29 protein-coding genes and 1 pseudogene are annotated in these 25644 nt (G+C 66.9%); 16 read left to right on the top strand and 14 right to left on the bottom strand.

The genetic code is table 11. The features are described 5' to 3' along the window. Position 1: 1 nt before the first annotated feature. On the bottom strand, positions 2 to 1186 hold the full coding sequence (apbC, locus tag Q331_RS0110760) for an iron-sulfur cluster carrier protein ApbC (RefSeq protein WP_026380687.1): 1185 nt from the start codon (positions 1184 to 1186) through the stop codon (positions 2 to 4). Between the two features lie 140 nt (positions 1187 to 1326). Here apbC and Q331_RS21130 point away from each other — a divergent pair, with 140 nt between their 5' ends. The 7 genes from Q331_RS21130 (at position 1327) to Q331_RS21125 (ending at position 7428) form a co-directional block, all read left to right on the top strand. After that, on the top strand, positions 1327 to 2265 hold the full coding sequence (locus tag Q331_RS21130; RefSeq protein WP_210164938.1) for a formate dehydrogenase accessory sulfurtransferase FdhD: 939 nt from the start codon (positions 1327 to 1329) through the stop codon (positions 2263 to 2265). 67 nt (positions 2266 to 2332) lie between these two features. Continuing rightward, the gene (mobA, locus tag Q331_RS0110750) at positions 2333 to 2998 is read left to right on the top strand and encodes a molybdenum cofactor guanylyltransferase MobA (protein ID WP_026380686.1); all 666 of its coding nucleotides are present in this window, start codon (positions 2333 to 2335) and stop codon (positions 2996 to 2998) included. Positions 2999 to 3014: 16 nt separating this feature from the next. Next, positions 3015 to 3530 carry a molybdopterin-guanine dinucleotide biosynthesis protein B gene (gene mobB / locus Q331_RS0110745; RefSeq protein WP_026380685.1) on the top strand — a complete coding sequence of 172 codons (516 nt, stop codon included), beginning with the start codon at positions 3015 to 3017 and terminating at the stop codon, positions 3528 to 3530. Further along, positions 3527 to 4819 carry a molybdopterin molybdotransferase MoeA gene (locus Q331_RS0110740; protein WP_026380684.1) on the top strand — a complete coding sequence of 431 codons (1293 nt, stop codon included), beginning with the start codon at positions 3527 to 3529 and terminating at the stop codon, positions 4817 to 4819. The genes mobB and Q331_RS0110740 overlap by 4 nt, the downstream gene beginning before the upstream one ends. Before the next feature lie 142 nt (positions 4820 to 4961). Beyond that, positions 4962 to 5735 (top strand): ABC transporter substrate-binding protein, encoded by a 774-nt coding sequence (locus Q331_RS0110735; protein ID WP_026380683.1) that lies wholly within the window; start codon positions 4962 to 4964, stop codon positions 5733 to 5735. 68 nt (positions 5736 to 5803) lie between these two features. Further along, on the top strand, positions 5804 to 6514 hold the full coding sequence (locus Q331_RS0110730; protein ID WP_026380682.1) for an ABC transporter permease: 711 nt from the start codon (positions 5804 to 5806) through the stop codon (positions 6512 to 6514). Further along, complete coding sequence (locus tag Q331_RS21125) at positions 6511 to 7428, top strand: ABC transporter permease (RefSeq protein WP_051631040.1); 918 nt, start codon at positions 6511 to 6513, stop codon at positions 7426 to 7428. Before Q331_RS0110730 ends, Q331_RS21125 begins: the two co-directional genes overlap by 4 nt. Before the next feature lie 11 nt (positions 7429 to 7439). On the opposite strand, the gene ade is transcribed toward Q331_RS21125, so the two are convergent. Continuing rightward, complete coding sequence (gene ade / locus Q331_RS0110720) at positions 7440 to 9236, bottom strand: adenine deaminase (protein WP_026380681.1); 1797 nt, start codon at positions 9234 to 9236, stop codon at positions 7440 to 7442. Positions 9237 to 9376: 140 nt separating this feature from the next. On the opposite strand from ade, the gene Q331_RS0110715 reads away from it, so the two are divergent. From Q331_RS0110715 to Q331_RS21120, 4 genes are all read left to right on the top strand, one after another. After that, positions 9377 to 10249: an NAD(P)-dependent oxidoreductase gene (locus Q331_RS0110715; protein ID WP_026380680.1), complete on the top strand. Its 873-nt coding sequence runs from the start codon at positions 9377 to 9379 to the stop codon at positions 10247 to 10249. Further along, entirely contained in the window at positions 10246 to 10881 is a 636-nt protein-coding gene (locus Q331_RS0110710) for a LysE family translocator (protein ID WP_210164937.1), read from the top strand. Before Q331_RS0110715 ends, Q331_RS0110710 begins: the two co-directional genes overlap by 4 nt. A gap of 289 nt (positions 10882 to 11170) precedes the next feature. Further along, entirely contained in the window at positions 11171 to 11773 is a 603-nt protein-coding gene (locus Q331_RS23045; protein WP_051631039.1) for a DUF433 domain-containing protein, read from the top strand. 32 nt (positions 11774 to 11805) lie between these two features. Beyond that, a complete protein-coding gene (locus Q331_RS21120) occupies positions 11806 to 12177 on the top strand; it encodes a DUF5615 family PIN-like protein (protein WP_169738492.1) in 372 nt (123 codons plus the stop codon). 13 nt (positions 12178 to 12190) lie between these two features. On the opposite strand, the gene Q331_RS0110695 is transcribed toward Q331_RS21120, so the two are convergent. The 3 genes from Q331_RS0110695 to Q331_RS0110685 form a co-directional block, all read right to left on the bottom strand. Next, positions 12191 to 12679, bottom strand: coding sequence for an Lrp/AsnC family transcriptional regulator (locus Q331_RS0110695; RefSeq protein ID WP_026380677.1), 489 nt, complete (start codon positions 12677 to 12679; stop codon positions 12191 to 12193). Positions 12680 to 12754: 75 nt separating this feature from the next. After that, complete coding sequence (locus Q331_RS0110690) at positions 12755 to 13420, bottom strand: uracil-DNA glycosylase family protein (protein ID WP_026380676.1); 666 nt, start codon at positions 13418 to 13420, stop codon at positions 12755 to 12757. Continuing rightward, positions 13383 to 13994 (bottom strand): glutathione S-transferase family protein, encoded by a 612-nt coding sequence (locus tag Q331_RS0110685; protein ID WP_026380675.1) that lies wholly within the window; start codon positions 13992 to 13994, stop codon positions 13383 to 13385. Before Q331_RS0110685 ends, Q331_RS0110690 begins: the two co-directional genes overlap by 38 nt. A 135-nt stretch (positions 13995 to 14129) precedes the next feature. Between Q331_RS0110685 and Q331_RS21115 the strand changes: the two genes are divergently transcribed. After that, a complete protein-coding gene (locus Q331_RS21115) occupies positions 14130 to 15686 on the top strand; it encodes a sensor histidine kinase (protein WP_169738491.1) in 1557 nt (518 codons plus the stop codon). Between the two features lie 29 nt (positions 15687 to 15715). On the opposite strand, the gene cobT is transcribed toward Q331_RS21115, so the two are convergent. Further along, positions 15716 to 16744, bottom strand: coding sequence for a nicotinate-nucleotide--dimethylbenzimidazole phosphoribosyltransferase (gene cobT, locus Q331_RS0110675; RefSeq protein WP_026380674.1), 1029 nt, complete (start codon positions 16742 to 16744; stop codon positions 15716 to 15718). A gap of 144 nt (positions 16745 to 16888) precedes the next feature. Between cobT and cobS the strand changes: the two genes are divergently transcribed. Together cobS and Q331_RS21110 are read left to right on the top strand one after the other, a co-directional pair. Then, a complete protein-coding gene (cobS, locus tag Q331_RS0110670) occupies positions 16889 to 17680 on the top strand; it encodes an adenosylcobinamide-GDP ribazoletransferase (protein ID WP_051631037.1) in 792 nt (263 codons plus the stop codon). 18 nt (positions 17681 to 17698) lie between these two features. Further along, complete coding sequence (locus tag Q331_RS21110; protein ID WP_051631036.1) at positions 17699 to 18349, top strand: retropepsin-like aspartic protease family protein; 651 nt, start codon at positions 17699 to 17701, stop codon at positions 18347 to 18349. Positions 18350 to 18379: 30 nt separating this feature from the next. On the opposite strand, the gene Q331_RS21105 is transcribed toward Q331_RS21110, so the two are convergent. The 3 genes from Q331_RS21105 to dusA all read right to left on the bottom strand — a co-directional run bounded on the left by Q331_RS21105 (position 18380) and on the right by dusA (position 20421). Further along, positions 18380 to 18766: a PD-(D/E)XK nuclease superfamily protein gene (locus Q331_RS21105; RefSeq protein ID WP_156953320.1), complete on the bottom strand. Its 387-nt coding sequence runs from the start codon at positions 18764 to 18766 to the stop codon at positions 18380 to 18382. Between the two features lie 7 nt (positions 18767 to 18773). Next, positions 18774 to 19310 (bottom strand): phage N-6-adenine-methyltransferase, encoded by a 537-nt coding sequence (locus Q331_RS21100; RefSeq protein ID WP_084174987.1) that lies wholly within the window; start codon positions 19308 to 19310, stop codon positions 18774 to 18776. A 70-nt stretch (positions 19311 to 19380) separates the two neighbouring features. Further along, entirely contained in the window at positions 19381 to 20421 is a 1041-nt protein-coding gene (gene dusA / locus Q331_RS0110650) for a tRNA dihydrouridine(20/20a) synthase DusA (protein WP_051631034.1), read from the bottom strand. 110 nt (positions 20422 to 20531) lie between these two features. Between dusA and Q331_RS0110645 the strand changes: the two genes are divergently transcribed. Then, complete coding sequence (locus Q331_RS0110645; RefSeq protein ID WP_026380671.1) at positions 20532 to 21602, top strand: site-specific integrase; 1071 nt, start codon at positions 20532 to 20534, stop codon at positions 21600 to 21602. A gap of 13 nt (positions 21603 to 21615) precedes the next feature. On the opposite strand, the gene Q331_RS0110640 is transcribed toward Q331_RS0110645, so the two are convergent. From Q331_RS0110640 to Q331_RS0110620, 5 genes and pseudogenes are all read right to left on the bottom strand, one after another. Beyond that, complete coding sequence (locus Q331_RS0110640; protein WP_026380670.1) at positions 21616 to 21861, bottom strand: DUF2274 domain-containing protein; 246 nt, start codon at positions 21859 to 21861, stop codon at positions 21616 to 21618. After that, positions 21858 to 23080 (bottom strand): annotated as a pseudogene (locus tag Q331_RS24300) (TrbI/VirB10 family protein). Before Q331_RS24300 ends, Q331_RS0110640 begins: the two are co-directional and overlap by 4 nt. Then, complete coding sequence (gene trbG, locus Q331_RS21090; protein WP_034491839.1) at positions 23077 to 24117, bottom strand: P-type conjugative transfer protein TrbG; 1041 nt, start codon at positions 24115 to 24117, stop codon at positions 23077 to 23079. The pseudogene Q331_RS24300 and the gene trbG overlap by 4 nt, the downstream one beginning before the upstream one ends. Beyond that, on the bottom strand, positions 24114 to 24803 hold the full coding sequence (trbF, locus tag Q331_RS0110625) for a conjugal transfer protein TrbF (protein WP_026380669.1): 690 nt from the start codon (positions 24801 to 24803) through the stop codon (positions 24114 to 24116). The genes trbG and trbF overlap by 4 nt, the downstream gene beginning before the upstream one ends. Next, positions 24800 to 25321: a hypothetical protein gene (locus tag Q331_RS0110620; protein WP_026380668.1), complete on the bottom strand. Its 522-nt coding sequence runs from the start codon at positions 25319 to 25321 to the stop codon at positions 24800 to 24802. The genes trbF and Q331_RS0110620 overlap by 4 nt, the downstream gene beginning before the upstream one ends. 64 nt (positions 25322 to 25385) lie before the next feature. On the opposite strand from Q331_RS0110620, the gene Q331_RS0110615 reads away from it, so the two are divergent. Next, the coding region (locus tag Q331_RS0110615; RefSeq protein WP_026380667.1) for a transposase at positions 25386 to 25644 on the top strand (259 nt) is incomplete at its 3' end.

Raw genomic sequence — 25644 nt, 5'->3', positions numbered from 1 at the left:
GCTATTCCACGACGATGCTCGGCGGGCGGCGCGCCCCTTCCCCGCCTGCTTCGGCAAGCCCTTCCATCACCCTTTCGGCGATGCGGCGGTAGATGCGCGCATGCTCCGATTGCGGCTCGGCGACGACGACCGGCACGCCGGCATCGGAGGTCTGGCGGATGTCGATATGCAGCGGCACCGCGCCGAGGAACGGCACGCCGATGCGCTCTGCCTCATGCTCGGCGCCGCCATGGCCGAAAATGTCGGAGCGCTCGCCGCAATGCGGGCAGAGGAAGAAGCTCATATTCTCCACGATGCCGAGAACGGGCACGTTCACACGCTTGAACATGTTGAGGCCCTTGCGCGCATCGATCAGCGCCAGATCCTGCGGCGTCGACACGATGACGGCGCCGGCGAGCGGCACCTGCTGCGCCATCGTCAGTTGCGCATCGCCGGTGCCCGGCGGCATGTCGACGACGAGAACGTCGAGATCGCCCCAGGCCACCTCGCGCAGCATCTGCGTCAGCGCCGAGATGACCATCGGGCCGCGCCAGATCATCGGCGTCTCTTCCTCCACCATGAAGCCGATCGACATCACCTTGAGGCCGTAATTCTCCATCGGCTTCAAAACCCGGCCGGAAACCTCCTCCGGGCGCCCGGAAATCTTCAAGAGCCGCGGCATGGACGGCCCGTAAATGTCGGCGTCGAGAATGCCGACGGAAAGCCCGTTGGCGCTTAGACCGAGCGCCAGATTGACCGCCGTCGTCGACTTGCCGACACCGCCTTTGCCGGAGGCGACGGCGATGATCTTCTTTACCCCCGGCACGCCTGCCTTCTGCGGCCCCGCCTCCGGGCCGGGCCGGGCGCCGCCCTGCGGCGGCGCCTGCCGGGGCGCGGCCGGCGCGGCCGGCGCGGCACGCATCGGCGCACCGGCCTGCGGTCCGCCGGTGCGGGCGCCGCGATCGGCGGTCAGCACCACCATCGCCTGCTCGACCCCTTCCAGGTTCTCCACCACCTTCTCAGCCGCCTCGCGCAGGGGCTCCAGCATCTCGGCCGCCTCGGCCGGCACGGTGATGGAGACGATCACCTTGCCGCCGGAGATGATCGGATCGGAAACCAGTTTCTCGGTGACGATATCGCTCTCAAGATCGGGGCTCTTCACCCGGCTGAGGGCCTTAAGCACCTCGTCCTTGCTTATCTGTGGCATGTCGCTCCTTCGCCGGCCGGTTTTGGCAGCGCCGCATGGCATGGCCCGGCTCGCGGCTTGACATATTCCCCGTGCGGGCGAAGTTCAAACCCATGCCCGCAAGGGCCTGAGGGCCGCAGCGCCGGCCGAGCGAGGGAGCCGTGAGCGGCGAGACCACCATCATCCGACCGGACCCGGAGGATCCAAGGCTTTCCAGCGAGGTCTGCGGCATCGACGAGAGCGGCGCGCCCGTCACCGCCCGCGTGGTGACGGAACGGGCGCTGACGCTCTATCTCAACGCCCAGGAAGTCGTCACCATGATGACCATCGGCGACCATCCTGAACTTCTCGCCGTCGGCTACCTGAAAAACCAGAACATGCTCGCGCAGGACGAGAAGCTCACCGGCATCGATTACGACGAGGAGCTCGGCGTCGTCGTCGTACGCACGGCGCGCGAGACGAATTTCGAGGAGAAACTGAAGAAGCGGGTCAGAACCTCCGGCTGTGCCCAGGGCACGGTCTTCGCCGATGTGATGGCGGGCTTCGAGAGCGTCCGGCTCGCAGAGGGCGCTGTCATCCGCACCCGCTGGCTGCAGACGCTGACCAAGGCGATCAACCAGACGCCCTCGCTCTATCTTGCCGCCGGCGCCATCCATGGCTGTGTGCTGTGCCAAGAGGACCGGCCGCTCGTCTATATGGAGGACGTCGGCCGCCACAACGCCGTCGACAAGATCGCCGGCCATATGTGGCTGAACGACGTTTCGCCGGAGGACAAGATCTTCTACACGACCGGCCGGCTCACCTCAGAAATGGTGATCAAGACGGTCCTCATGGGCATCCCGATCCTCGTCTCGCGATCGGGCTTTACCGCCGCGGGCGTGGAGTTGGCGCGCCAGGCAGGCCTCACCCTCATCGGCCGGGCGCGCGGGCGCCGCTTCATCGCCGTCGCCGGCGAGCAGCGCATCGTCTTCGACGCCGCGCCGCAGGAGGGCGAGGAGGAGCGCGCCGAGCACCGGCGAAAGGGCGAAGCCGATCGCCCGACCCGGCTTCACCTCAAGGCCGAGGCCGGTTATATAGGCCGCGGGGTGAGAGGCCGATGATGCATCGCCGAGCAACAACCACGTTTCAGCGGGGCTGCCCGCTTCCAGCGAACCGTTTCGAGGCAACGTGAGCGAGGACCATCCCGAGGTCTGGCCGATCACCGGCGTCATTCTCGCCGGCGGCCTGTCGCGGCGCATGGGCGGCGACAAGCCGCTGAAGGAGATCGCCGGGCGGCCCATGCTCGCCTATGCGGTGGAGAAGCTTACGCCGCAGGTGGAGCGGCTGATCATCAACGCCAACGGCGATCCGCACCGTTTCGACCGATTCGCCCTGCCGGTCGTGCCGGACGGCATCGACGGCAATCCGGGACCGCTCGCCGGCATTCTCGCCGGCATGCGCTGGAGCCAGGTCTTCTGCCCGCAGGCCCGCTTCATGGCCTCCGCCGCGGTCGACACGCCGTTCTTCCCCACCGATCTCGTCGCCCGCCTCGCCGAAGGCTGCGGCCACGACGAGGGCACCATCGCGGTGGCGGCCTCCTTCAACGGCGTACATCCGGTCTTCGGCCTGTGGCCTGTGGCGCTCGCGGACGATCTGGAAGAATGGCTGAAGAAGGGCAAAAGCAACAAGATCCTCGATTTCGCCGACAGGCATCTGCGCCTCAACGTGCCCTTCGATCATCTGGAAGCCGACGGGCAACAGATCGACCCCTTTTTCAACGTCAACACGCCGGAAGACGCAGAGGAGGCGGAAACGATGATGGCCGCCCTGAAACGCGTCGAGGCGGTTGGCTGAGGCCCTTTCCAAACGCATGCCAACACCAGTTTTCGGGATCACCGGCTGGAAGAATTCCGGCAAGACGACGCTCGTCGCCCGGCTCGTCGCCGAATTCTGTGCCCGCGGCCTCTCCGTCTCCACGGTCAAGCACGCCCACCACGCCTTCGATGTCGACCAGGAAGGAACCGATTCCTTCCGCCACCGTGAGGCCGGGGCGCGCGAGGTCATGCTTGTCTCCAGCTACCGCTGGGCGCTGATGCACGAGCTTGCCGGCGAGGAGGAGCCGCCTCTTGCGGAGATCGTGGCGCGGCTCTCGCCCTGCGACCTCATCCTGATCGAGGGCTATAAGCGCGAGCGGCACTTCAAGATCGAAGTGCGCCGAGGCGAGGGAAAGTCGGGTCAGGCACTTGCCGCCTCCGACCCTACGATCCTCGCCGTCGCCGCCGACCACGACGCGCAAACGGGCGGCCTGCCGCTCTTCGACCTCAACGACATCGCCGGGATCGCCGATTTCATTGCCGACCGGCTCGCCCTATCCTCAGTCTCATGAAAGATCACCGGCCGGCCCCGCTTGCCGACGACTGCTTCCTGCACGACCGCGACCGGCTGCGCCACGAGGAGGCGCTCGCTATCCTGAAGGAGCGGACCGCGCGCGTCGTCGCCAGCGAGCGCGTGCCGCTTGCAGATGCCGACGGGCGCATCCTAGCGGAGGAGATCACGGCACCGCGCAACGTGCCCGGCTTCGACAATTCCGCGGTCGACGGCTACGCCTTCCGCCACGAGGAGCACGCGGCGACGGGCGGCTTTTTTCCGCTTGCCGGACGCCTTGCCGCCGGGCACCCGGCCGAAGGCGCTCTTCCCCCCTTCTCGGCGGCGCGCATCTTCACCGGCGCTCCGATGCCGGAGCGTGCCGATACCGTCGCCATGCAGGAAGATTGCGAGCGCCACAGCCAGGAGGGGCAGGATTTTGTCGTCGTCCCCACCGGCCTCAGGCCGGGCGCCAACCGCCGCCGCGCCGGCGAGGATCTCGCCGAAGGCGGCAGCATCGCTGCGCCTGGCACGCGTCTGAGCGCGCCGGAAATCGCCGCCATCGCTTCCATCGGCAAGGCTGAGGTCAAGGTGTTTGAGAAGGTGCGCGTGGCGCTCCTTTCCTCCGGCGACGAGATCGTGCGGCCGGGCGAGGAACTGCCAGCCGGCGGTATCTACGACGCCAATCATTTCCTGCTTTCCGCCCTGCTCAAAACGCTGCCCGTTGTGGTGAGCGATCTCGGCATCGTGCCCGACCGCGCCGGAGCGGTGGAGGAAAGGCTCGCCACGGCCGCCGCCAGCCATCATGCCGTCATCGCCACGGGCGGCGCCTCGCGCGGCGAGGAGGATCATCTCGTCGGCGCCTGGGAACGGCTCGGCAAGCGGCATCTATGGCAGCTCGCCATCAAGCCGGGACGGCCCATGTCGTTTGGCGAGATCGGCGAAGAGGGGCGCTGCGCCGCCCTCGGGCTGCCGGGCAATCCAGTCGCCGCCTTCGTCTGCTTCCTTCTCTATGCGCGGCCCGTCCTCATGAAGCTCGCCGGCGCCGATTGGGCGGAGCCGCTGCGCCTTCCCGTCGCGGCGGGCTTCAACATCGACAAGAAGAAGCCGGACCGGCGCGAATTCCTGCGCGGGCGGCTCGTCTACGGACCGGACGGGGGGCTTGTCGCGGAAAAATTCCCGCGCGACGGCTCCGGCCTTATCACCGGGCTGCGCGAGGCGAACGGCCTCATCGAGCTCGATGAAGAAGTCACCCGCGTCTCAAAGGGCGAACAGGTCACCTTCCTGCCCTTCGCCGGGTTCGGGCTCTGAAGCAAGAGCAAGACAAGAAGAAGGGCCCCTTGCCGCAGCGCAACGCGCGCCAAGACAGTTGCGCCGGCCGATTTTTTCGGCCGATTATGGCGCAAGACGGCCGCTCGCGAATGGCCGCCGACGAAGAATACCGGGAGACAGCATGACCCTATTCCGCAACCTGGCGGCAGCCGCCGCCCTTCTCGCCATGGCCGCGGCGCCGGCCGCCGCACAGGAGAAAGTCCGCATCGGCACGGAGGGAGCCTATCCGCCCTTCAACGAACTCACCTCCGACGGTCAGCTCGTCGGCTTCGACATCGATATCGCCAAGGCGCTCTGCGAGGAGATGCAGGTGGAGTGCGAATTCGTCACGCAGGACTGGGACGGCATCATCCCGGCGCTTCTGGCCGGCAAGTACGACGCCATCGTCGCCTCCATGTCGATCACCGAGGAGCGCAAGCAGCAGGTCGACTTCACCGACAGATACTACACCTCGCCGGTCGCCTTCATGGCGGCGAAGGACAGCGACATCACGGAAGTCACGCCCGAGGCGCTCGCCGGCAAGTCGGTCGGCGCTCAGTCCTCCACGATCAGCGGCAATCACCTGCAGGACGCCTATGGCGAGTCCGACGTGCGTCTTTATCCGACGCAGGACGAGGCGAACGCCGATCTTGAGGCCGGCCGGCTCGACGCCGTGCTCGTCGACAAGTTCGTCGGGCAGGAATGGATCGACAGCGCCGGGGCCGAATGCTGCACCTTCGTGGGCGAGGATATCACCGATACGGCCGTCGTCGGCGAGGGCATCGGCATCGCCCTGCGCCAGGACGACGACGAACTGAGGGAAAAGATCAACGCCGCCATCACCGCTATCCGCGAGAACGGTACCTACAAGGAAATCAACGACAAGTATTTCGACTTCGACGTCTATGGCGAGTGAGCCTCGGCTGAGGCTTCGGGAGGCGGGGCGGCAAAGCCCCGCCTTTCCGCAAGGGGCGCGTGCCGGCTTTGGCTGAGCTTTTCGGCCTTCTCTCCTTCGGGCCTGAGGGTTGGGGGGACGAGCTCCTCGCGGGCCTCGGCGTCACCGTGGCGCTCGCCCTCGTCACGCTGCCGATCGGCCTTGTCCTCGGCTTTCTCCTGGCGCTCGCCAAGGATAGCGGCGAGAGGAGCCTGGTCACCTCGGCGACCATCCTCACCACCATCTTCCGCGGCCTGCCGGAGCTTCTCACCCTCTTTATCATCTATTACGGCGGGCAGATCGCGCTGCAGCAGCTCTTCCGGCTGCTTTTCGACCGCTATATCGAATTCTCTGCCTTCACCGCCGGCGTTATCGCCCTGTCGCTGGTCTTCGCCTCGTTCGCCAGCGAGGTTTTCCTCTCCGCCTTCCGCGGCATCCAGAAGGGACAGTATGAGGGCGCCCATGCGCTGGGCCTGAGGCCGGCGGCGACGATGCGGCTCGTCATCCTGCCGCAACTCGTCCGGCTCGCTTTGCCGGGCCTTTCCAATCTCTGGCTTATCCTCCTCAAGGATACCAGTCTCGTCTCGGTGATCGCGCTCAACGATTTGTTGCGCAACACCAATATCGCCGTCGGCGTCACCAAGGAGCCGTTCTTCTTCTACGCCGTCGCCTGCCTCATCTATCTGGCGCTCTCCATCCTCTCCTCCTTCGGCATCGGCGGCATCGACCGCTGGGCGCGGCGCGGCGAGGCGGCGCGATGAGCGGCCGTGAGACGGCCGGCGCGGCGGCCGAAAAACCCTATGTCGCCGCTACGCTGATCGCGCCGGAGCCGCCTCCCCCTTCGGCAAGGCGCGTCTCCAAGGCGCGCATCGCCGGCACGGCGATGCTGCTCCTATGGGTGGCCGCCGCCGCGGGTCTCCTCGCCTTCCTGGCGCGCGAATGGAACCCGGAGCTGCTTGCCCGCTACGGGCCGAGCCTTCTTTCGGGGCTGCTCGTCACCGTGGAGCTCGTCTCCCTTTCCGTTATCCTCGGCGCGGCGCTCGCCCTGCCGGTCGCCGCCGGACGGCTCTCGGCCAACAAGCTCTTCGGCGCCGCCGCCTATGGCTATGTCTATTTCTTCCGCGGCACGCCACTTCTCGCCCAGACCTTCCTCATCTATTACGGCGCCGGCCAGTTCCGCGAGCCGCTGGAGGCGGCGGGGCTGTGGTGGTTCTTCCGCGATGCCTTCAACTGCGCCGCCTTCACCTTCACCCTCAACACCGCCGCCTATCAGGCAGAAATCTACCAGGGGGCCATCCGCGGCGTCGCCCGCGGCCAATGGGAGGGTGGCAGGGCGCTCGGCCTGCCGCGCGCCATCATTTTCCTGAAGGTGATCGCGCCGCAGGCGCTGGTGACGGCGCTGCGCCCGCTCGGCAACGAGGTGATCTTCATGATCAAGGGCTCGGCGATCGCCTCCGTTGTCACCGTCTACGACCTGATGGGCGAGACCAGGCTCGCCTTCTCGCGCAGCTTCGACTTTCAGGTCTATCTGTGGGCGGCGGCGCTTTACCTCGTCCTGGTGGAGGCGCTGCGGCGCGTCTGGGACGCGGCCGAGGTGCGGCTGACGCGGCATCTGCAACGCGCGCAGGCGGCGCCGAAAGCAAGAAAGGCCGCCGGAAAACAGATGGGAGCGTGAGGCAGGGGTGCCTAGACGAACAGTTCCGTCTTCTGAAAGCGCGTGACGTCGATCAGCCCCTCATCGGAAATCCTGAGCTCGGGGATAACGACGAGGGCGAGGAGCGAGTGCTGCATGAAGGCGTTGTTGAGGCGGCAACCGCAGGCGCGTATCGCCTCGCCGAGCCGCCACGTCTTGTCGGCGACGACCTCCGCCCGCTCCTCAGACAGAAGCCCGGCGATGGGCAATTCGACGAGCGCCAGCTCCTTGCCGGCGGACATCACCACGACGCCGCCGCCGATCTCGCCGAGGCGATTTGCGGCGGCCGCCATGTCGGCGCGGTCGGTGCCGACAACGATCATCTGGTGGCTGTCATGCGCCACGGTGGAGGCGATGGCGCAAGGCCGATCGTAGCCGAAGCCGGAAACGAAGGCGTTCTGAACCTTGCCGGTGCCGCGATGGCGCTCCACCAGCGCAAGATGCGCCACGTCCTGGGCCAGGTCGGCCTCCAGGCGGCCGTTCCGCACACCGAGCTCGCGCTGAAGCGCCCGCGTCGGCGCCTGGTTCTCGATGACGCCGACGACGCGCACCCTCACCGGGGTCTCGCCCTCCGGCGCCGGCACGGCGAAATCGGTCGCCGACAGCTCGCGGCCGAGCTTCACCGTGCCCTTGGTCTCGGCCGGATAGGCGAAGGGCGCAATCTCGGCGACAAGCTCGCCGTTCGCCGCAAGGAACCGGCCGCGCCCATAGACGGCGTCGATGGCAAGCGAGGGCAGGTCGGAGACGAGAAGCAGATCGGCGCGCCTTCCAGGCGTCACGGAGCCGAGCTCACGCTCCAGGCCGAAATGCTCGGCGGTGTTGAGCGTTGCCATCTGGATCGCCGTCACCGGCTTCAGGCCCTGGGCGATGGCGTGGCGCACCACCCGGTCCATATGCCCCTCCTCCACCAGGGTTCCGGAATGGCAATCGTCGGTGCAAAGGAGAAAATGGCGCGAATCGAGGCCCTTCTCCGTCACCGCCTTGACCTGCGCGGCGACATCGTACCAGGCCGAACCGAGACGCAGCATCGCCTTCATGCCCTGGCGCACGCGCGCCACCGCATCCTCCAGGCGCGTGCCTTCATGGTCGTCCGCCGGCCCGCCGGCGACATAGGCGTGAAAAGGGGTGCCGAGATCGGGCGAGGCGTAATGGCCGCCGATCACCTTGCCCGCCCCGGCGGCGACGAGAATCTCGCCAAGCATCTTTGCATCGCCCGCGGCAACGCCGGGAAAATTCATCACCTCGCCGAGGCCGATCACCCCCGGCCAGGAGATGGCCTCCGCCACCTCCTCGGGGCCGAGCTCGGCGCCGGCATGCTCCAGCCCCGGCGCGGAGGGCACGCAGCTCGGCACCTGGAGGAAGACGTTGATCGGCGCCGCCAGCGCCTCGTCATGCATCAGCTTCACGCCGAAGAGCCCGAGAACGTTGGCGATCTCGTGCGGATCGACGAACATCGACGTGGTGCCGTGCGGGACGACGGCGCGCACGAATTCCGTCACCGTCACCATGCCGCTTTCCACATGCATATGCGCATCGCACAGACCCGGCACGAGATAGCGGCCTTGCGCCTCCACCAGCTCCGTCGCCTCGCCGATGGTGTGGGAGGCGTCCGGACCGCAATAGGCGAAGCGGCCGGCGGCGACGGCGATATCGGTATGCTCGACGACCTCGCCGGAATGCACGTTCACCCAGCGCCCGCCGCGGATGACGAGATCGGCCGGGGCGCGGCCGGCGGCGACATCGACGAGGCGCGGCGCCACCTTCGTCCAGGCAGGAAAGTCTGCGGCCATCTCGTCTCTCCCATGCGCGCCGCCGAAGCCCAGACGGTGCGCGGCTTGCTTCAACAAATGTCGGGCGCGGCTTGAACCTGACAAGGCGAAAGCGATTGTCTAGAAGGAAACCAACGACCGGATGAAGGAGAGGAAACGGGATGGCGAAAGTCGCATTCATCGGCCTTGGCGTGATGGGCTTCCCGATGGCCGGCCATATCGCGAAGAAGGGCCATGACGTCACCGTCTACAACCGCACGCAGGAGAAGGCGGAAAAATGGGTGGCGGAATACGGCGGCAGCCACGCCCCGACGCCGGAAAAGGCGGCAGAAGGAGCGGAGTTCGTCTTCTCCTGCGTGGGCAACGACGAGGATCTGAGATCCGTCACGCTCGGTACCGGCGGCGCCTTCAAGGCCATGGCGCCGGGCTCCATCTTCATCGACAACACCACGGCGAGCGCCGAAGTGGCGCGCGAGCTCGCCGGCAAGGCGGAGAAGGGCCAGTTCCATTTCCTCGATGCGCCGGTCTCCGGCGGCCAGGCCGGGGCGGAGAACGGCCAACTCACCGTCATGGTCGGCGGCGATGAGAAGGTCTTCGGCAAGGCCCGGCCGGTCATCGACTGCTATGCCAAGATGGTCGGGCTGATGGGACCGGTGGGCGCCGGTCAGCTGACCAAGATGGTCAACCAGATCTGCATCGCCGGACTGGTGGAGGGCCTTTCGGAGGCGATCAACTTCGCCCAGAAATCCGGGCTTAACGTGGAAAAGGTCATCGGCGTCATCTCCAAGGGCGCGGCGCAGAGCTGGCAGATGGAGAACCGCTGGAAGACCATGGCGCAGGACCATTACGACCACGGCTTCGCCGTGGAATGGATGCGCAAGGACCTTTCCATCTGCCTCGACGAGGCGCGGCGCAACGGCGCGCATCTGCCGGTGACGGCGCTGGTCGACCAGTTCTACGGCGAGGTGATGGCCATGGGCGGCAAGCGCTGGGACACCTCCAGCCTGATGAAGCGATTGCAGAAATTCGGATGATCGCGCTCGATACCTATCTCGCCTATCTGGCGGTCTGCGGCATCTTCTTCGCCTCCCCGCCGGGGCCGAGCCAGCTCCTGATGATCTCCAATTCCATGCGGCACGGGCTGAAGGCGAGCCTTGCCACCACGGCCGGGGATCTTTCGGCCAATCTCCTGCAGATGACGGCGGCCGCCTTCGGCCTTGCGGCGCTGCTCGCCACATCGCAAGAGGCGCTGACGCTCGTCAAATGGGCCGGCGTCGCCTATCTGGCCTGGCTCGGCATCAAGACATTCTTCGCCGGGCCGCGCATGCTCGCGGCTGCCGCCGCGCCGCGAAGAAGCCAGCTCTTCCGGCAGGGTTTCCTGACCTCGGCGACCAATCCGAAGGCCGTCTTCTTCTTCGCGGCCCTGTTTCCGCAATTCATCGATCCGGGGCGGGCCATCTGGCCGCAGCTCACGGCGCTGGCGCTTACCTATATCGCCATCGACGGGGCGATCCTTTGCCTCTACGGCCGCGCCGCGGAAGGCCTCGGCGCGCGCATCGGCGGCGCCATGCCTCGGGTTCTCAACCGGATCGCCGGCGGGATGATGATCGCCGCAGCCGCCCTTCTCGGGCTCAAGGAAATCGAGACGCGGCGCGACTTTTCTTGACGACTTAACGACGGCGTGACGCCATCGGCTGGATCACGGACTCACGACGAGGCTATTTCGCCAGCTAGCAGGCACGCGGTACATCAAGTCCGTCTGCGCGAGCCCCCGACTCCTCAAGAGCAAACGTGCTGGATGCATGTCAGGTTCGGGTTTGGAGACATGATGGCGTGGCGACCCTATATCCGGTGTGGCATGATGATTTTCGTGTCACCCTAGCCGGGCTGGAGGGACGATGCTCGCTCGAGGCAGCAAATCTGACGACATCATAGGAGCATTCGACGAGGACCACGTGGCGCGCCTCACCGGCCTGTCGAAAGGGCAGCTGCGCGCCTGGGACAGGAGCGACTTCTTTTCGCCCCGCTATGCCTATGAAGACCGGCGCAGCGCCTATAGCCGGGTCTATTCCTTCCGGGACGTCGTCGGGCTGCGCACGATTGCCGTGCTCATGAAAGAGCATCGTGTTTCGGTGCAGAAGCTTCGCAAGGTCGCCGATGAGCTGGTTCGCCGCGGATACGACAATTGGGCGGAGATCAAGCTCTACGTCGTCAAGGGGGATGTCCATTTTCGGCCGCCGGGCAGCGAAGATGTCGAAGGCGTCTTTGACGGTCAGCTCGCCATGGTTCCTGTTATTGACGTCATAAGCGACGTCGAAGAGCGTGTTCTCAAGATGAAAAGGCGCCCGCAGAGCCAGCACGGCAGGATCGAGAAGCATAAATATGTCCTCCGCAACGCCCCCGTTCTTGCCGGCACACGCATTCCAACGGCCGCGATCCAGCGCTTTCACGAAGCAGGCTACTCCATCAAGCAGATTATTCACGAATACCCATCCCTGACCAAGAAAGACGTGGAGGCGGCGCTGGCCTACGAAGAAAGGCTGGCATCAAGCGCATAGCCGGCCATAGTCTTGGCCGATGGACTTCATGCTTGACGAGAACGTTGCCCCGCTCCGTTGCCGAAATGCTGGAGCGGCACGGGCATCGCGTGGTTTTCGTCAAGGACTACATTCTGCCGGGTGCGCCCGATCCGTTGGTGGCGACCGTTTCCCAGGAACTGAAAGCAATACTCATCAGCTTTGACGGCGATTTCAGGAAGATCGCACCGCGCATTCCCATCGGCCAGCGACGGCGCTTTCGGCATTTGAGCCGGATTTGGATGCGCTGCACCGAGCCGCAGGCCGCTCCACGGCTTGAGGCTGCACTTCCCTTTATCGAGGCAGAATACGCCTTGGCAGAGAAGTCGGCTGATGCACGGATGATCCTTCAGATCGGCAAGAGCTATCTTCGCACCGATCGATAGGTCGGCCGCATCCTCACCCCTTCGCCTTCGGCGGCGGGTCGAGCTTCATGTAATTGAGCGGCAGGGCGGCGGTGTCCTTGATGCGCTCCATGGCGAAGGCGGAGGAAACGTCGGTGATGTCGATCCTGGAAACGAGCCGCTTGTAGAAGGCGTCGTAGGCCTCGATGTCCGGCACCACCACCTTCAAGAGATAATCGATCTGGCCGCTCATGCGGTAGAATTCCACCACCTCCGGCATCTCGGAGATGATTTTGGCGAAACGGATCAGCCAGTCCTCGTTGTGCTGGTTGGTGGTGATGAAGACGAAGACGGTGACGCGGGCATTGACGGCCTTGGGGTCGAGCACAGCAACGCGCCCCTTGATGACGCCGTCCTCCTCCATCTTCTGGATGCGCCGCCAGGCCGGCGTCGTCGACAGGCCGACGCGGCGGGCAATCTCCGCCACCGGCAGGGTCACATCCTCCTGCAGGATGGAAAGGATCATTTTGTCGATGCGGTCCATGAAGCCCTCGCGCCCTCTGCCGCGCCGTTAGATCACCATCGCCGCGCAAGAGGCAAGCACGAGGCGAAACGCGCCTCAGGACTGCACATCAAGAATGGCGCGCACCCGTTTGCGCAGCTCCGGCAGGAGCTCCGCCTCAAAGAAGGGATGGCGCTTCAGCCAGGCATTGTTGCGCCAGGAGGGGTGCGGCAGAGGCAGGAGGGCCGGCGGACCGCTCGCCTCCAGAATGTGGCGCCAGTCGGCCACCGTCTCCGTCAGGCTGGGGCGCCTCAGGGCGCCGAGATGCCACGCCATGGCGTACTGGCCGACGGCGAGGACGAGCTCGATTTGCGGCATGGCGGCAAAGACCGCCTCGCGCCAGGCGGGCGCGCATTCGCGGCGCGGCGGCAGGTCGCCGCCCTTTTCGTCCTGGCCGGGAAAGCAAAAGCCCATCGGCACGATGGCGATGCGGCGCTCGTCGTAGAATTCCTCGCAGCTCACCCCCATCCAGGCGCGCAGGCGCTCCCCGGAAGGATCGTTGAAGGGCGTCGTGGTGGCATGGGCGCGCGTGCCGGCCGCCTGGCTGGCGATGCACAGCCGCGCCGTTGAGGAGATGCGCAGGATCGGGTTCGGCGGATGCGGCAGCGGCGTCTTTTCGGGCCGCTCCACGCAGATACGGCAGGCGCGCACGCGGCGCGCCAGATCCTCCGCCCGCTCGGCCAAATCAGGCCGAAGCGCTCGGGCGGGCGCCCATGCGCTCATGCCAGGCCTTCAGGGCGGTCAGTTCCTCCGGCACGGCGAGCTTGGCCGGCTTCATGAAATCGACGGCCACCATGGCGGTGATATCGGCGACGGAGAAGGCGTCTCCGGCGACGAATTGGCGGCCCTCAAGCTCCTGGTTCAGCCAGGCGAGCACCGGCGCCAAGCGCGTGCGTGCCACCTCGGCCCATTGCGGCACCTGCGGCACCTCCAATTCGGCCATCGCCGGATGGGAATGGCGGAAGACGGCGGCGACGAGGGTGAGAAGGTCGAGCTCCATGCGCCGGTTCCACATTTCGATCATGCCAATCTGGCGCGGGGCGCGGCCGAACAGCGAGGGTTCGGGATGTAGCGCCTCGATATAGCGGCAAATCGCCATCGTCTCGGCGAGCGGCGTGCCGTCATCGAGGATGAGGACCGGCAGGCGGCGCATCGGATTGAGGCGGGCGAAGTCCTCGCCGTAATGCTCCTTCTTGCCGATATCGAGGGTCTGGAGCGGTATCTGGACGCCTTTTTCGGCAAGGAAGATGCGCACGCGGCGCGGATTGGGCGCGCGGCCGCCATCGTAGAGCTTCATGCCGTTTCCTCTTCCTGCCGCCGGCTCGCCCCGTGCGCCGGCAACGTTACGGTGCCTTAACCATCTTCGCTCGGTCGATCTTAACCGCGCCCGCTTACCAAAAAAGCCGGGAATGAATGTTGGGGACGATCCATGGTGAGTGTCGCGCAACCGGCGAGGGCGGACCACGCGCCCGATACGTCGCGGGCCGCGCGCCGCAATATGATCACCCGCGCGCTGCTGCGCAACGTCCCGACCGATGCGGAGCCGAGCGACGCGCTGTTCCATTTCGAGCAGGAGATGTCGGAGCAATACGCGACGAACCGCGCTTCCTTCGCCATCATCCTCGCCGGGCTCATCGTCGTCCTGTCCGGCGGCCTCGTCCTGGTCGGCGAGCCGCTGCGGGCAGCCATCTGGGGCGGGGGCGCGCTTTTCCTGCACCTCGTCGCCGTCGCGACCTGCCGCCGCTACATCTCGCTGGGGCCGAATGCGCGCTCCATCGTCGACTGGAGGCGCCGCTTCGTGGCGGTGGAAATGGCCTACGGCCTCGTCTTCGCCGCCTATCCCTTCCTGTTCCCCCATACCTACAGCGCCGAGGCGCTGGTGGGCGTCGACGTCCTGCGCTTCGCCACCGTCACCGCCTTCATCTCGCTGAGCGCGCTCGTGGCCGCGCCGCTGCCGGCGGCGACCGTCGCCTCCACCCTGCCCATCGCCGTCGCGCTGGCGGCCGCGCATCTCGTCTCGCCCAGCGTCGTCGACATCCTGGTGGCGCTGTGCGCGCTCGGCGCGGAGCTTCTGTTTCTCTATCTGGCGATGGAGCTCAACCGGCAATACGCGCAGAACCTCATCTTCCGCGCCGAAAAGGACGCCGCCTTCGCCGAGCTGGAGCAGAGCAAGGCCGTCTCCGACGAGGCGCGGCGGCGCGCGGAGGCGGCGAACATGGCCAAGAGCCAGTTCCTGGCGACGATGAGCCACGAGCTCAGGACGCCGCTCAACGCCATTCTCGGCTTCTCGGAGGTGATGCGCAACGAGATGCTCGGCCCGATCGAGAACGACGCCTACAAGGATTATCTCAACGACATCTATTCCAGCGGCCAGCATCTTCTGAAGCTCATCAACGAGATCCTCGACCTGTCGCGCATCGAAGCGGGAAAGCGGGAGCTGCGCGAGGAGCTTCTGTCGCTGACCGACCTTGCCAAGGAAGCCAAGAGCCTGCTCGACCTGAAGGCCCGGCAGAGGAACATCAAGGTCTCACAGCATTTCGAGGAGCATATGCCCAAGATCGTCGTCGACGAGCAGGCGATCCGGCAGGTGGCGCTGAACCTTCTCGCCAATGCGCTGAAATTCACCCCGCCGGGCGGAGAGGTGCTGATCAAGGTCGGGCGCACGCAGGCGGGCGGACAGTATATCTCCGTGCGCGACAACGGGCCGGGCATCCCGGAGGACGAATTGCCCATCGTGCTCTCCGCCTTCGGCCAGAGCTCCATCTCCATCAAGAACGCCGAACAGGGAACCGGCCTCGGCATTCCCATCGTGCAGGCGCTCATCCACCTGCATGGCGGCAATTTCCTGCTGCGCTCCAAGGTCGGGGTCGGCACGGAGGCGATCGCCATCCTGCCGGCCAAGCGCGTCGTCTCCGCCTTCACGGAGGATAATCGCGCCTGGGCGCTGATGCGGGCGAAGAAGCCGGCTCAACTGAAGAAGGCGAGCTGAACGCCCGGCGCGGCGGGCGGCGCCTATCCCTAGCCCTTGCCGGAGACGCCGGCCTCGGCGAAGGTCGCCATGCTGGAATGGCAGTGCGCGGCCGTGCGCACCAGCGAGGCGGCAAGCGCGGCGCCCGTGCCCTCGCCGAGGCGCATGCCGAGATCGAGAAGCGGCTCGCCGCCCATCGCGTCCACGGCCAGGCGATGCGCCTTCTCCGCCGAGCAATGGGCGAACAGGCAATGGTCGAGCGCCTCCGGCGCCATGCGGTAGGCGACGGCGGCGGCGGCGGAGGTGACGAAGCCGTCGATGAGAACCGGGATGCGGTTGAGGCGGGCGGCCAGGATGGCGCCGACCATGGCGGCGATCTCGCGCCCGCCGATCTTCTGCAGGATGGTGAGCGCGTCCTTCTCGCCGGCAAGGCGCGCGCAGGCAAGGCGGACCGCCTCCACCTTGCGCTCCATGCCCTCGCCCTCGATGCCGGCGCCGCGGCCGACCCAATCGGCCGCCTCGCCGCCGAAAAGAGCGCAGAACAGCGCCGCGGCGACCGTGGTGTTGCCGATGCCCATCTCGCCCAGGCACAGAAGGTCGATGCCTCCCTCGATCGCCTCCATGCCGTAGGCGATGGTGCCGGCGCAGTCGCGCGCCGTCAGGGCGTCCTCCACGGCGATGTCGCCCGTGGGCACGTCGAGCGCCAGCTCAAAGACCTTCAGCCCCACCTCCAACGAGGTGCAAAGCTGGTTGATCGCCGCCCCGCCGGCCTGGAAGTTGGCCACCATCTGCGCCGTCACGGCGGCCGGATAGGGCGACACGCCGCGCGCCGTCACGCCGTGATTGGCGGCGAAGACCGCGACCAGGGGCCGCGCGACGACAGGCTTCTCGCGCTCCTGCCAGCCGGCGAGGAAGATGGCAATCTCCTCCAGCCGGCCGAGGCTGCCGGCCGGCTTGATCAGCTGCGCCTGGCGGGCGCGCGCGGCGGCGATGGCCTGCGCATCCGGCCCGGGCAGGTCCTGGAAGAGAGCGCGAAACGCATCAAGGGGCGAGGCATCTGTGGCGGAATTGGTGGACACGGATGGACAACCTCTGCATGGCCTGGTGACGAAAAGGTCCACCGGGCATAGAACGCACGAGGCGCGAGCGCAATGCGGCGCTGCGAGCGCCAGCGGCCGCTACCGAGGTCCAGAGCTGCCCATACCTGCCAGAGAGGCTTTATCGTGAGCGATCTTGCCGAACATTTCCGCCGCCTGCCGGCCGATGCCAGGGCGTGCCTTGCCTTCTATTCCCGCCTGCCGATCTCCCCGCCTTTGGTGGAGCCGGGCACGGAGCCGCGAAGCCTCGCCGATTCGGCCGCCGCCTGGCCGCTCGCCGGCGCGCTGATCGCGCTGACGCCGGCGGTGCTCCTGTCGTTCCTGGTGGCCAGCGGCGCCTCCCCGCTCATCGCCGCGCTTCTCGCCCTGGCGCTCTACACGGCCCTGGGCGGCGCCCTGCACGAGGACGGCTTCGCCGATACCGCCGACGGCTTCGGCGGCGGCGCCAGCACGCAGGAGCGGCTCGACATCATGCGCGACAGCCGCATCGGCACCTATGGCGTCCTCGCCCTCCTTTTCGCCATCGCCATACGCGTCGCCGGGCTCGCAGAGACTTCCTTCGACGCGGCGACGGGCGCCTTCGCGCTTCTATGCGTGGCGGCAATCGCGCGCGCCGGCGCCATCGTGCACTGGTCGGCGCTCACGCATGCGCGCGCGGACGGCGTCGGCCGCTGGGCGGGACGGCCCGACCGGTCGGTGCTCACCGCCGCCATGCTCACGGCCGTGCCGGCGGCGCTGCTGCTGATCATCCTTTTCGGCGTCGCCGCGCTGATCGGCCTCCTGCTGGCCGCTGGCGGCATCCTCCTGTTCAACAGGCTCGCCCAGCGACTTATCGGCGGACATACGGGCGACACGCTCGGCGCCGCGGTCATCCTCGCCGAAGCGCTCCTCTTCGCCGGGCTGGCCTTTTCCGGCTGAGCACCCCACTTCAAGGCCATGATCGACCTTGCCCTGCCCGTTTTCGATCCGGCGGACGAGAAATGGCCGCAGATCGTCTATCTCCTCGGCGTGCTCATCCTCGTCGGCGGCGGCATCTTCGCCTATCGCGGCCGGCTCGGGGACGCGCTGAAGCACGCCCTCCTGTGGGTCGGGGCGGCGCTGGTGCTCGTCACCCTTTACGCCTACCGGGCGCCGCTTTCGCAATTCGCCGCGCCGGTGCTCGACGCGCTGGCGCCGGGGCGCATGACCGTCAGCCTCGGCGAGGGCGGTCGCGAAGTGCTGACCATCGCCCCCGGCCCGAGCGGGCATTTCAACCTGACGGCGGAAGTGGAAGGCGTGCCGGTCGATTTCGTCGTCGACACCGGCGCCTCCAGCCTGGTGCTCACCTACGAAGACGCCGAACGCGTCGGCATCGATGTCGGCGCGCTCACCTTCAACCGCATGGTGGAGACGGCGAACGGCATGACGCTGCAGGCGCGTGCGGAGATCGGCGAACTCAAGATCGGGTCGATGACCTTGCGCAACGTGCCGGCGGGCATCGCCCAGGAAGGCCAGCTATTCACCAATCTTCTCGGCATGAACGTGCTGTCGCGCTTCGCCGCCTGGCGGGTGGAGAGCGGGCGACTGATCATCGAGCCGGAAATCTGACGCGCCGGCAAGGCGCCGCACGAGCGAGGTTCAATCGCCGGCGGAGGCGCGAAGCTGTGCGGAAAGCCAGATCTTGAAGCCTTCAACGCCGAGCACGGTGAAGCGCTCGTCGGCGCGCGCCTTGGCCTCTACCCAGCGCCGTGCCTCCGGCTTCCAGCCCTCGCCATCGAGAACCAGGACGAAATCGTATTCGGGCTGGTTCTCCAGCGCGTTGAGCCAGACGAAGGGCAGCTTCTCGTCGACCGATCCGGACACCGACATGCGTTTGGTCTCCACGAGGTAGCGGCGCGCGCCGATGGCGAGCAGGAATTCGATGCGGGCGTCGTGGCCATAGATGGAGGTGTAGGGCGCGTTGCGCCGATACCAGGGAGCGGGGCGAGCAACCTCGCCGATTTCGGTGAGGCCCGCCTCAACCAAGATGGTCTCAACGACGCTTTCCAGGCGCTGCCCGGACTGCGAGGCCGTCACCCCCTCCGCCGGCGCCGGCGGGCTCGGCAGCACGACGATTGCAGATACCGTCAAGATCAGGCTGGTAGACAACCAGAGCGGAAGGGAACGGCGCAGGGCTTCTTTCCCGTCGATTCTCATCGAGATATTTCAGCCGGCCCTTCAGAAAGACGATATCGGCCTTGCCGTTCACCCATTCGTGCCACCATAGCGTGTCGGTGCGAGCGGGAACAAGCGCGACCACGAGCGCGCCCTTCTGCGATTCCTCAAACGCCTTGCGCATGAAGCCGGCGATCCGCCTGCCATAAGGCGGATTGAGCCAGACCCGGCCATGCTCCGCCCAGGAGCGCTCCAGCGCGTTGTCGGCGGCGGAGAACCAGGTCTCGCATTTGCGGTTCGCCGGGGAGGCACAGGCATCGAGACGGAAGCCGAAAATCCGGTCGAGCCGCTCAAACAGAGCCGGCGGCGTCTCCCATTCCTCGGTGCGGCTGGAATAGAGAGATTGGTGAACCATCGCCGCAGCATAGGCGGGCGGCGCGTGAGGGGGATATCTGCAATGCCGCCCGCCCGGTGCCGGCCGGCAGCTATGCGGCCATCTCCGCCGGCGCGGCAAGGCCGCCGGCCTCTGCGACGGCGGCAAGCGCCTTTTCAACGACCTTGGGCCCCGCCCCTTCCTTGACGCCTTCCACGGTAAGAATACGGCGCCAGGCGCGCGCCCCAGGGCGGCCGGCGAAGAGACCCAGCATCGGCTTGACGACGGCGGGCATGCGCCCGCCCGCCGCCAGATGGCGCTCCGCATAGGGCAGCATCCTGAGCGCCGCCGCCTCAAGATCGGCATCCGGCCCCGCCTCGCCATAGACCACCCTATCGACGGCGGCCAGAAGCCCCGGATCGTGATAGGCAGCGCGGCCGAGCATCACCCCGTCGACATGGCCAAGATGCTCGCCCGCATCCTTCAGCCCGGCGATGCCGCCATTGATGCCGATAAAGGTTCGCGGCAGGCGCGCCTTCAGCCGATAAACCCGGTCGTAATGGAGCGGCGGCACGTCGCGGTTTTCCTTCGGCGAAAGGCCTTTCAGCCAGGCCTTGCGGGCATGCACCCAGAGCGCGTCGGCGCCGGCGGCGAGGGCCGCATCGGCGAGGCCGTCGAGAGCGGTCTCAATATCCTGCTCGTCGACGCCGAGCCGGCATTTCACCGTGACAGGGATATCCACGGCGGCCTTCATCGCCGCCACGCAGCGCCCGACCAGCGCCGGGCGCAACATCAGGCAGGCGCCGAAGGTGCCGGACTGCACCCTGTCGGAGGGGCAGCCGACATTGAGGTTGACCTCGTCATAGCCGAAATCGGCGCCGAGACGCGCCGCCTCGGCAAGGCGCGCCGGGTCGCTGCCGCCGAGCTGCAGGGCAACCGGATGCTCCTCGGCATCGAAGGCGAGAAGCCGGGCGCGGTCGCCATGGATGACGGCCTCCGACGTCAGCATCTCCGTATAGAGGAGGGTGCGCCTGGTCAGGCCGCGATGGAAGAAACGGCAATGCTTATCCGTCCAGTCCATCATCGGCGCGACGGCAAAAAGAGGAGCCTTGAATTTCCTCGATTTTTCTTGTTTTACAGGCTCTTGGGTCATTTTCTTTCTGTGCGGTTTGCGTCGGTTTTGGGTCATATTCGACGATTTTGACACTAGATTTGGTCCAATGGACCAAATACAATGGCCGTGGACCAAATGAGGAAGCGGACATGGGCACGATCACCGCGCGCAAGCGCAAGGATGGCAGCGTCGGCTACCGGGCGCGAGTGCGGGTCATGCGGGACGGCATGACTTATCACGAGACAGAGACCTTTGACAGACGGCCGGCGGCGGCGGCTTGGATGAAAAAGCGAGAGCGCGAACTTTCGAGGCCGGGCGCGATCCCGGCTGCGAAATTCGACGATCCGACCTTGGCAAAGGCGATCGACCGCTACATCGAGGAATCCGTCAAGGAAATCGGCCGGACTAAGGCCCAGGTGCTGCGAGCCATCAAGAAGCACCCGATTGTCGAAATGCCGTGCTCGACCATCAAATCCAAGGACATCATCGAGTTTCTGCAATCGCTGACGAGCCAGCCGCAGACTGTCGGAAACTATGCCAGCCACCTTGCCGCCGTCTTCGCCATCGCGCGGCCAATGTGGGATTACCGCCTCGACGAGCGAGAGATGAAAGACGCCATCACGGTCGCGCGCCGTTTGGGCATTATCTCGCGTTCGCTACAGCGCGATCGCCGGCCGACGCTCGATGAACTCGACAAGCTGCTGGCGCACTTCATCGAGCGCCGCAAGAAGGCTCCCCAAGCCTTGCCGATGCACAAGGTCATCGTCTTCGCCCTGTTCTCTACGCGCCGACAAGAGGAGATAACGCGCATTGCATGGAAGGATTTCCAAAAGGAGCACAAGCGCGTGCTCGTGCGCGACATGAAGCATCCGGGCGAGAAGCTCGGCAACGATACGTGGGTGGACCTCCCCAGCGAGGCTATCCAGATCATCGAGAGCATGCGCAAGAGCAAGCCGGAGATATTCCCCTACTCTACGGATGCCATCACGGCGAACTTCACGCGGGCGTGCAAGTTGCTGGACATAGAAAACCTGCATTTCCACGACCTGCGGCACGAAGGCATCTCGCGCCTCTTCGAGATGGGCTGGAACATCCCGCATGTCGCCGCTGTGAGCGGGCACAGATCATGGGTGAGCTTGAAGCGTTATACCCACATTCGAGAAACGGGCGACAAATACGCCGGCTGGGGCGGCCTTCGACTGGCTGTCAGCACCAAATAGATAGGGAGCCGGGTCAGACAGCCCGGCTTCCGGGGGCCAGCATTTGCCCCCTCGCCTTCCGGAACACCTTGTCGGTGGCCATGAAGCGCTGGAGCATGGGCGCGACCAGCTTGGCCGGATCGGGCGGTGTCTTCTCGCCGTTGGTCCGGGCGAGGATCTCGGCGTAAGCGACGAGATCGCGATGCACGGCGGCCGGAAGCTCGGCGGTGATCTTGACCGGCCGGTCGTCGGGGATGGCCGAGAGCTTCAACTTCGTCATGACGGCTCCCTCGGAGCGCCGTAGACCTGCATCACAAGATCGCGCTGGACGATGACGCGGACGGGGAAGCCGGGCCGCACGGTGAGCGTCGGCTGGATGTTGAGCTGGCGGCGGACGATCTGCTGGCCGATGTCGGAGGCGCTGTCCTGGGCGCTCTCGCGGATGGCGCGGGCGATCTCGCTCTCGTTGTCGATGGCGAGCTGGGTGCCGACGCCGAGAAGGTGGAGAGCGCGGCCGCACGGAAGAGCTGGCCCCAATGATGGTCGACCTGATCCTCCAGGCCGGAGAAGCCCTGCGGGTCCGTGCCCTGAAGGCGCTCCAGCACGATGGAGGTGCCGTCCGGCATGACGATGCGGTTCCAGACCAGCAGCACGCGGCGCTGGCCGAAGGCGACCTGGCTGTCGTACTGGCCGATCAGGCGCGCGCCCTGCGGGATCAGCAGATGCGATCCGGTCGGGCTGTCGTAGACATGCTCCGTGACCTGCGCCGTGACCTGTCCCGGCAGGTCGGAGCGGATGCCGGTGATGAGGGCGGCGGGGATCACGGCGCCCGCCTGCACGACATAGGGAGACGCCTTGTCCTGAACCCGGTCGGTGCTGACGGTGCGGCGGTCGGTCTCCATGTTGACGAAAGCGAGCTTGCGGTCCTGCATGTTCTGCGCAGCGCCCGGATCGAGCGGCGGCGGCTCGGTGGGGAGCGTTAGGCCGGACAGCGGATCGACGGCGGGCCTCGTCGCGCTGCCCTGGCCGTCCTTGATGCGCTCGCCGCGGCTGTCGGTGAACAGCCTTGCGGTGCGGGCGGCCTCGATCTCGGCAAGGCGGCGCTGCTCCTCCGGGTCGGCCTGCGGGGTCTGGATGGTGGGCGGCGCGACGGGCTGGCCGCGCTCCTGCGCGCGGCGGATCGGCCGCCCGAGATCACCGGGCAGAGCCGGCCCCAGCTCCGGCACGTCCGGGCGCGGCAGGCCGGTATAGTCGCGCGGCAAGGTCTGCAAGCCGTCCGCCGTCGAGCGGTTCTCCGTGCTGTAGAGTTCGGAGGGTTGCTGCCCGGCCCTGCGGCTGGTGTCGAGCGCCCAGACCAGCGCGCCGAGGACGGTGACGGACGCCACGCCGCCGAGACCGATCAGCACCTTGCGGGAGAGCCGCGTGACGCGCGGCGGCTCGGGCCGCAGGCGCAGCTCGGCGCGGATGTCGGGCGCGGGTGCGTTCGGAGCGTCGGTCATCGCCCTTCTCCCGCAGCGAAGATTGCGGGCCGCCGCGCCGCTGGCCGTCCATCCGTGCGGATGATGCGGACGCGGCGCTGCGAGTCCTTGTCGCCAAGGCGAAGCTCGGCGGCGGCGAACAGCCGATCGACGACATAGTAGTTCTGGCGCGCGCGGTAGTTGACCAGCTCGGAATTGCCGGACGCGCCGATGACGAAAAGCGGCGGCATCTCGCCCTGGGCGATTCCGGTCGGGAACTCGATATAGACCTTCGATCCGTCGTCGAAGGCGCGCAGCGGCTTCCACGGGGCGCTGTCGCCCTCGATGCGATAACGGAAGTTGAGCTTCGAGATGTCGACGCCGGAGGCGACGGGCTGGGTCTGCGCCGCCCGCGTGTTCTGCCGGCGCAACGCGATGAGCTGGTCCTGCGGATACTGCCAGGACACGGACGCCATATAGGTCGAGGGCGTGGAGCGCAGCTCCATATGGTAGGTGCGCCGATCGGTGTTGATGACGAGGTTGGTCTGGAGATCCGGCCGCGTCGGCTTGACGAGGATATGGACCTGCCGCCTGTCGCCGGCCCCGCTCTCGGTGTCGCCGATGATCCAGCGCACCGTGTCGCCGGCGGCGACGGGACCGGAGCCGACGAGCTGCTCGCCGGGCTGGAGCGCGATGTCCGTGACTTGGCCGGGCGCGGCGTAGACCTGATAGAGCGCGCCTGCCGAATACGGATAGACCTGGACGGCGTTGATGAAGCCGTCGCGGACGGGCTGCATGCGGGCCGCCTCGTTCGCCTGGGTGATGCGCTGGCGGGGATCGGCCGGCTCCGGCTTCGCCGCCGCCCCGGCCACCGGCTTCAACTGGCCGGGAAGCGGCAACGGCTTCGGGGTCTCGACAATGCGGACCGGACCGGGCGGATCGGCGGTCAGCACGGCGGGCGCGGCGTTGTCATAGTCGATCTCCGGCGGGATGTATTTCCTGGCGCAGCCGGCGAGCGCCGCCGCCGACATCAGCAAGACCAGCGGCAGCGAAGTCCTTCTTCTGTATGCCCCCTTCATGATCCCATCTCCCTCGACCAGTTGATTGCGTTGACATAGACGCCGAGCGGATTGGCCCGCAGGCGTTCGGCTGTTCGCGGCTGCTGGATCACCACGGTCAGGATGGCGGTCCAGCGCTCGGTGCCGGCGAGCTGGCCGTTCTCGTAGCGGCGTTCCGTCCAGGCGATGCGGAAGGAGTCCGGCGAGGCGCGGATGACGCTGGAGATCTCGACGGCGACCTGCTGGCGGCCGACGCGCGTGAACGGATCGTTGGACCTCGCGTAGTCGTTGAGCGCCACCGCGCCGCGATCGGTGGTGTATTCGTAGGCGCGCAGCCAGTTCTGCCGCACGATGATCGGATCGGCCGGCAGGCTCCTGACCTGCTCGATGAAGCGCCCGAGATGCCACGCGATCTGCGGGTCGGTGGGCCGGTAGTCGGCGACGGCCGAGGCCACGGCCTGCGCCTCGCCGAAGCGGTCGATCTGCACCACCCAGGGCACTACGGTCCCGCGCGTCGACTGCCAGACGAGCGCGGCGGCAAAGCCGCCGGCGAGCAGCAGCGAGCCGAAGGCCATCAGCCGCCAGTTCTTCGCCTGCACGCGCGCCGAGCCGAGGCGCTCGTCCCAGGCTTGCGCCGCCTTCTGATAGGGCGTTTCGGGTTCGGGCGTGCGCGCATAGCGCACCGATGGTCGTTTGAAGAGGTTCATTTGCGGTCGTCCTGCTGGAGAGAGACGTTCATGGAGCCGCCGCCGGAATCGCCGGAGCGGACGGCATGGGCGGCAGCGGTGGCGCCGTGGCTCATGGTCTGGCCGCGCTTCATGCGGGCGGCCCAGGCCGGTTGCTCGGACGCGGAGGATGCTGCTGCTGCGGCGCTTCCTGCCCCGCCCCCCATGCCGGCGACGGGCGATTGGCCGCCGGTGGCGGTCCATGCGCCGGCCTGGCCGGAGCGATAGCTGGAGCGCATGGCATCGCCCGCGCGCGACATGGCCGCGCGCACGGGCTGGGCGGCGGCGCGACCGCCCATGTAGCCCGCCGCTCCCATTCCGGCCACGGCCAGGCCGGTGCCCACGGCCGCGCCGGCGCTGAGCTGCGGTGCGCCGGAGACGAGGCCGGTGGCGATGCCGGGGCCGAAGATGGACAGGCCCATCAGCGCCAGCGCGCCGAGCGCCAGCGACATGGCGTCGGTGATGGTCGGCTCGTCGGGGTGTCCGGGATCAGCGCCCATGGGCCATCTGAGGTGATTTCGTAAAGGAGGGTTTCTGGCTCATCGTAACCGCCAAGGAGTGGAGATGAGACAGAAACCCGGAACGCCCAAGCTGCCGGCCGATCGTGTCGTGAAAGACATCCGTCGGCGCACGCGCAAGCATCATTCGGCGGAGGAGAAGATCCGTATCGTGCTCGAGGGCCTGCGTGGCGAGGAGAGCATCGCGGAGCTGTGCCGGCGCGAAGGCATTGCGACGAGCCTCTACTACAGCTGGTCGAAGGAGTTCCTCGAGGCCGGCAAGAAACGGCTGGCGGGGGACACCGCGCGCCAGGCGAGCAGCCCCG

It is taken from the genome of Afifella pfennigii DSM 17143 (genome assembly GCF_000688515.1).
Taxonomy (GTDB): Bacteria; Pseudomonadota; Alphaproteobacteria; order Rhizobiales; family Afifellaceae; genus Afifella; species Afifella pfennigii.
Note: the sequence above shows the minus strand (reverse complement) of the source record. Positions and strands in the feature narration are given on the sequence as shown.

Bases quoted from the DNA above. Each gene is read 5' to 3' on its own strand.
- ade (WP_026380681.1), bottom strand. From the start codon at position 9,236: ATGGCCGCAGACTTTCCTGCCTGGACGAAGGTGGCGCCGCGCCTCGTC.
- Q331_RS0110640 (WP_026380670.1), bottom strand. From the start codon at position 21,861: ATGACGAAGTTGAAGCTCTCGGCCATCCCCGACGACCGGCCGGTCAAG.
- trbG (WP_034491839.1), bottom strand. From the start codon at position 24,117: ATGAAGGGGGCATACAGAAGAAGGACTTCGCTGCCGCTGGTCTTGCTG.
- Q331_RS0110740 (WP_026380684.1), top strand. From the start codon at position 3,527: ATGAAAGATCACCGGCCGGCCCCGCTTGCCGACGACTGCTTCCTGCAC.
- mobB (WP_026380685.1), top strand. From the start codon at position 3,015: ATGCCAACACCAGTTTTCGGGATCACCGGCTGGAAGAATTCCGGCAAG.
- trbF (WP_026380669.1), bottom strand. From the start codon at position 24,803: ATGAACCTCTTCAAACGACCATCGGTGCGCTATGCGCGCACGCCCGAA.
- Q331_RS0110645 (WP_026380671.1), top strand. From the start codon at position 20,532: ATGGGCACGATCACCGCGCGCAAGCGCAAGGATGGCAGCGTCGGCTAC.
- Q331_RS0110685 (WP_026380675.1), bottom strand. From the start codon at position 13,994: ATGAAGCTCTACGATGGCGGCCGCGCGCCCAATCCGCGCCGCGTGCGC.
- Q331_RS0110715 (WP_026380680.1), top strand. From the start codon at position 9,377: ATGGCGAAAGTCGCATTCATCGGCCTTGGCGTGATGGGCTTCCCGATG.
- Q331_RS21125 (WP_051631040.1), top strand. From the start codon at position 6,511: ATGAGCGGCCGTGAGACGGCCGGCGCGGCGGCCGAAAAACCCTATGTC.
- dusA (WP_051631034.1), bottom strand. From the start codon at position 20,421: ATGACCCAAGAGCCTGTAAAACAAGAAAAATCGAGGAAATTCAAGGCT.
- Q331_RS0110710 (WP_210164937.1), top strand. From the start codon at position 10,246: ATGATCGCGCTCGATACCTATCTCGCCTATCTGGCGGTCTGCGGCATC.
- Q331_RS0110695 (WP_026380677.1), bottom strand. From the start codon at position 12,679: ATGGACCGCATCGACAAAATGATCCTTTCCATCCTGCAGGAGGATGTG.
- Q331_RS0110690 (WP_026380676.1), bottom strand. From the start codon at position 13,420: ATGAGCGCATGGGCGCCCGCCCGAGCGCTTCGGCCTGATTTGGCCGAG.
- Q331_RS21110 (WP_051631036.1), top strand. From the start codon at position 17,699: ATGATCGACCTTGCCCTGCCCGTTTTCGATCCGGCGGACGAGAAATGG.
- apbC (WP_026380687.1), bottom strand. From the start codon at position 1,186: ATGCCACAGATAAGCAAGGACGAGGTGCTTAAGGCCCTCAGCCGGGTG.
- Q331_RS0110620 (WP_026380668.1), bottom strand. From the start codon at position 25,321: ATGGGCGCTGATCCCGGACACCCCGACGAGCCGACCATCACCGACGCC.
- Q331_RS21100 (WP_084174987.1), bottom strand. From the start codon at position 19,310: ATGGTTCACCAATCTCTCTATTCCAGCCGCACCGAGGAATGGGAGACG.
- Q331_RS0110735 (WP_026380683.1), top strand. From the start codon at position 4,962: ATGACCCTATTCCGCAACCTGGCGGCAGCCGCCGCCCTTCTCGCCATG.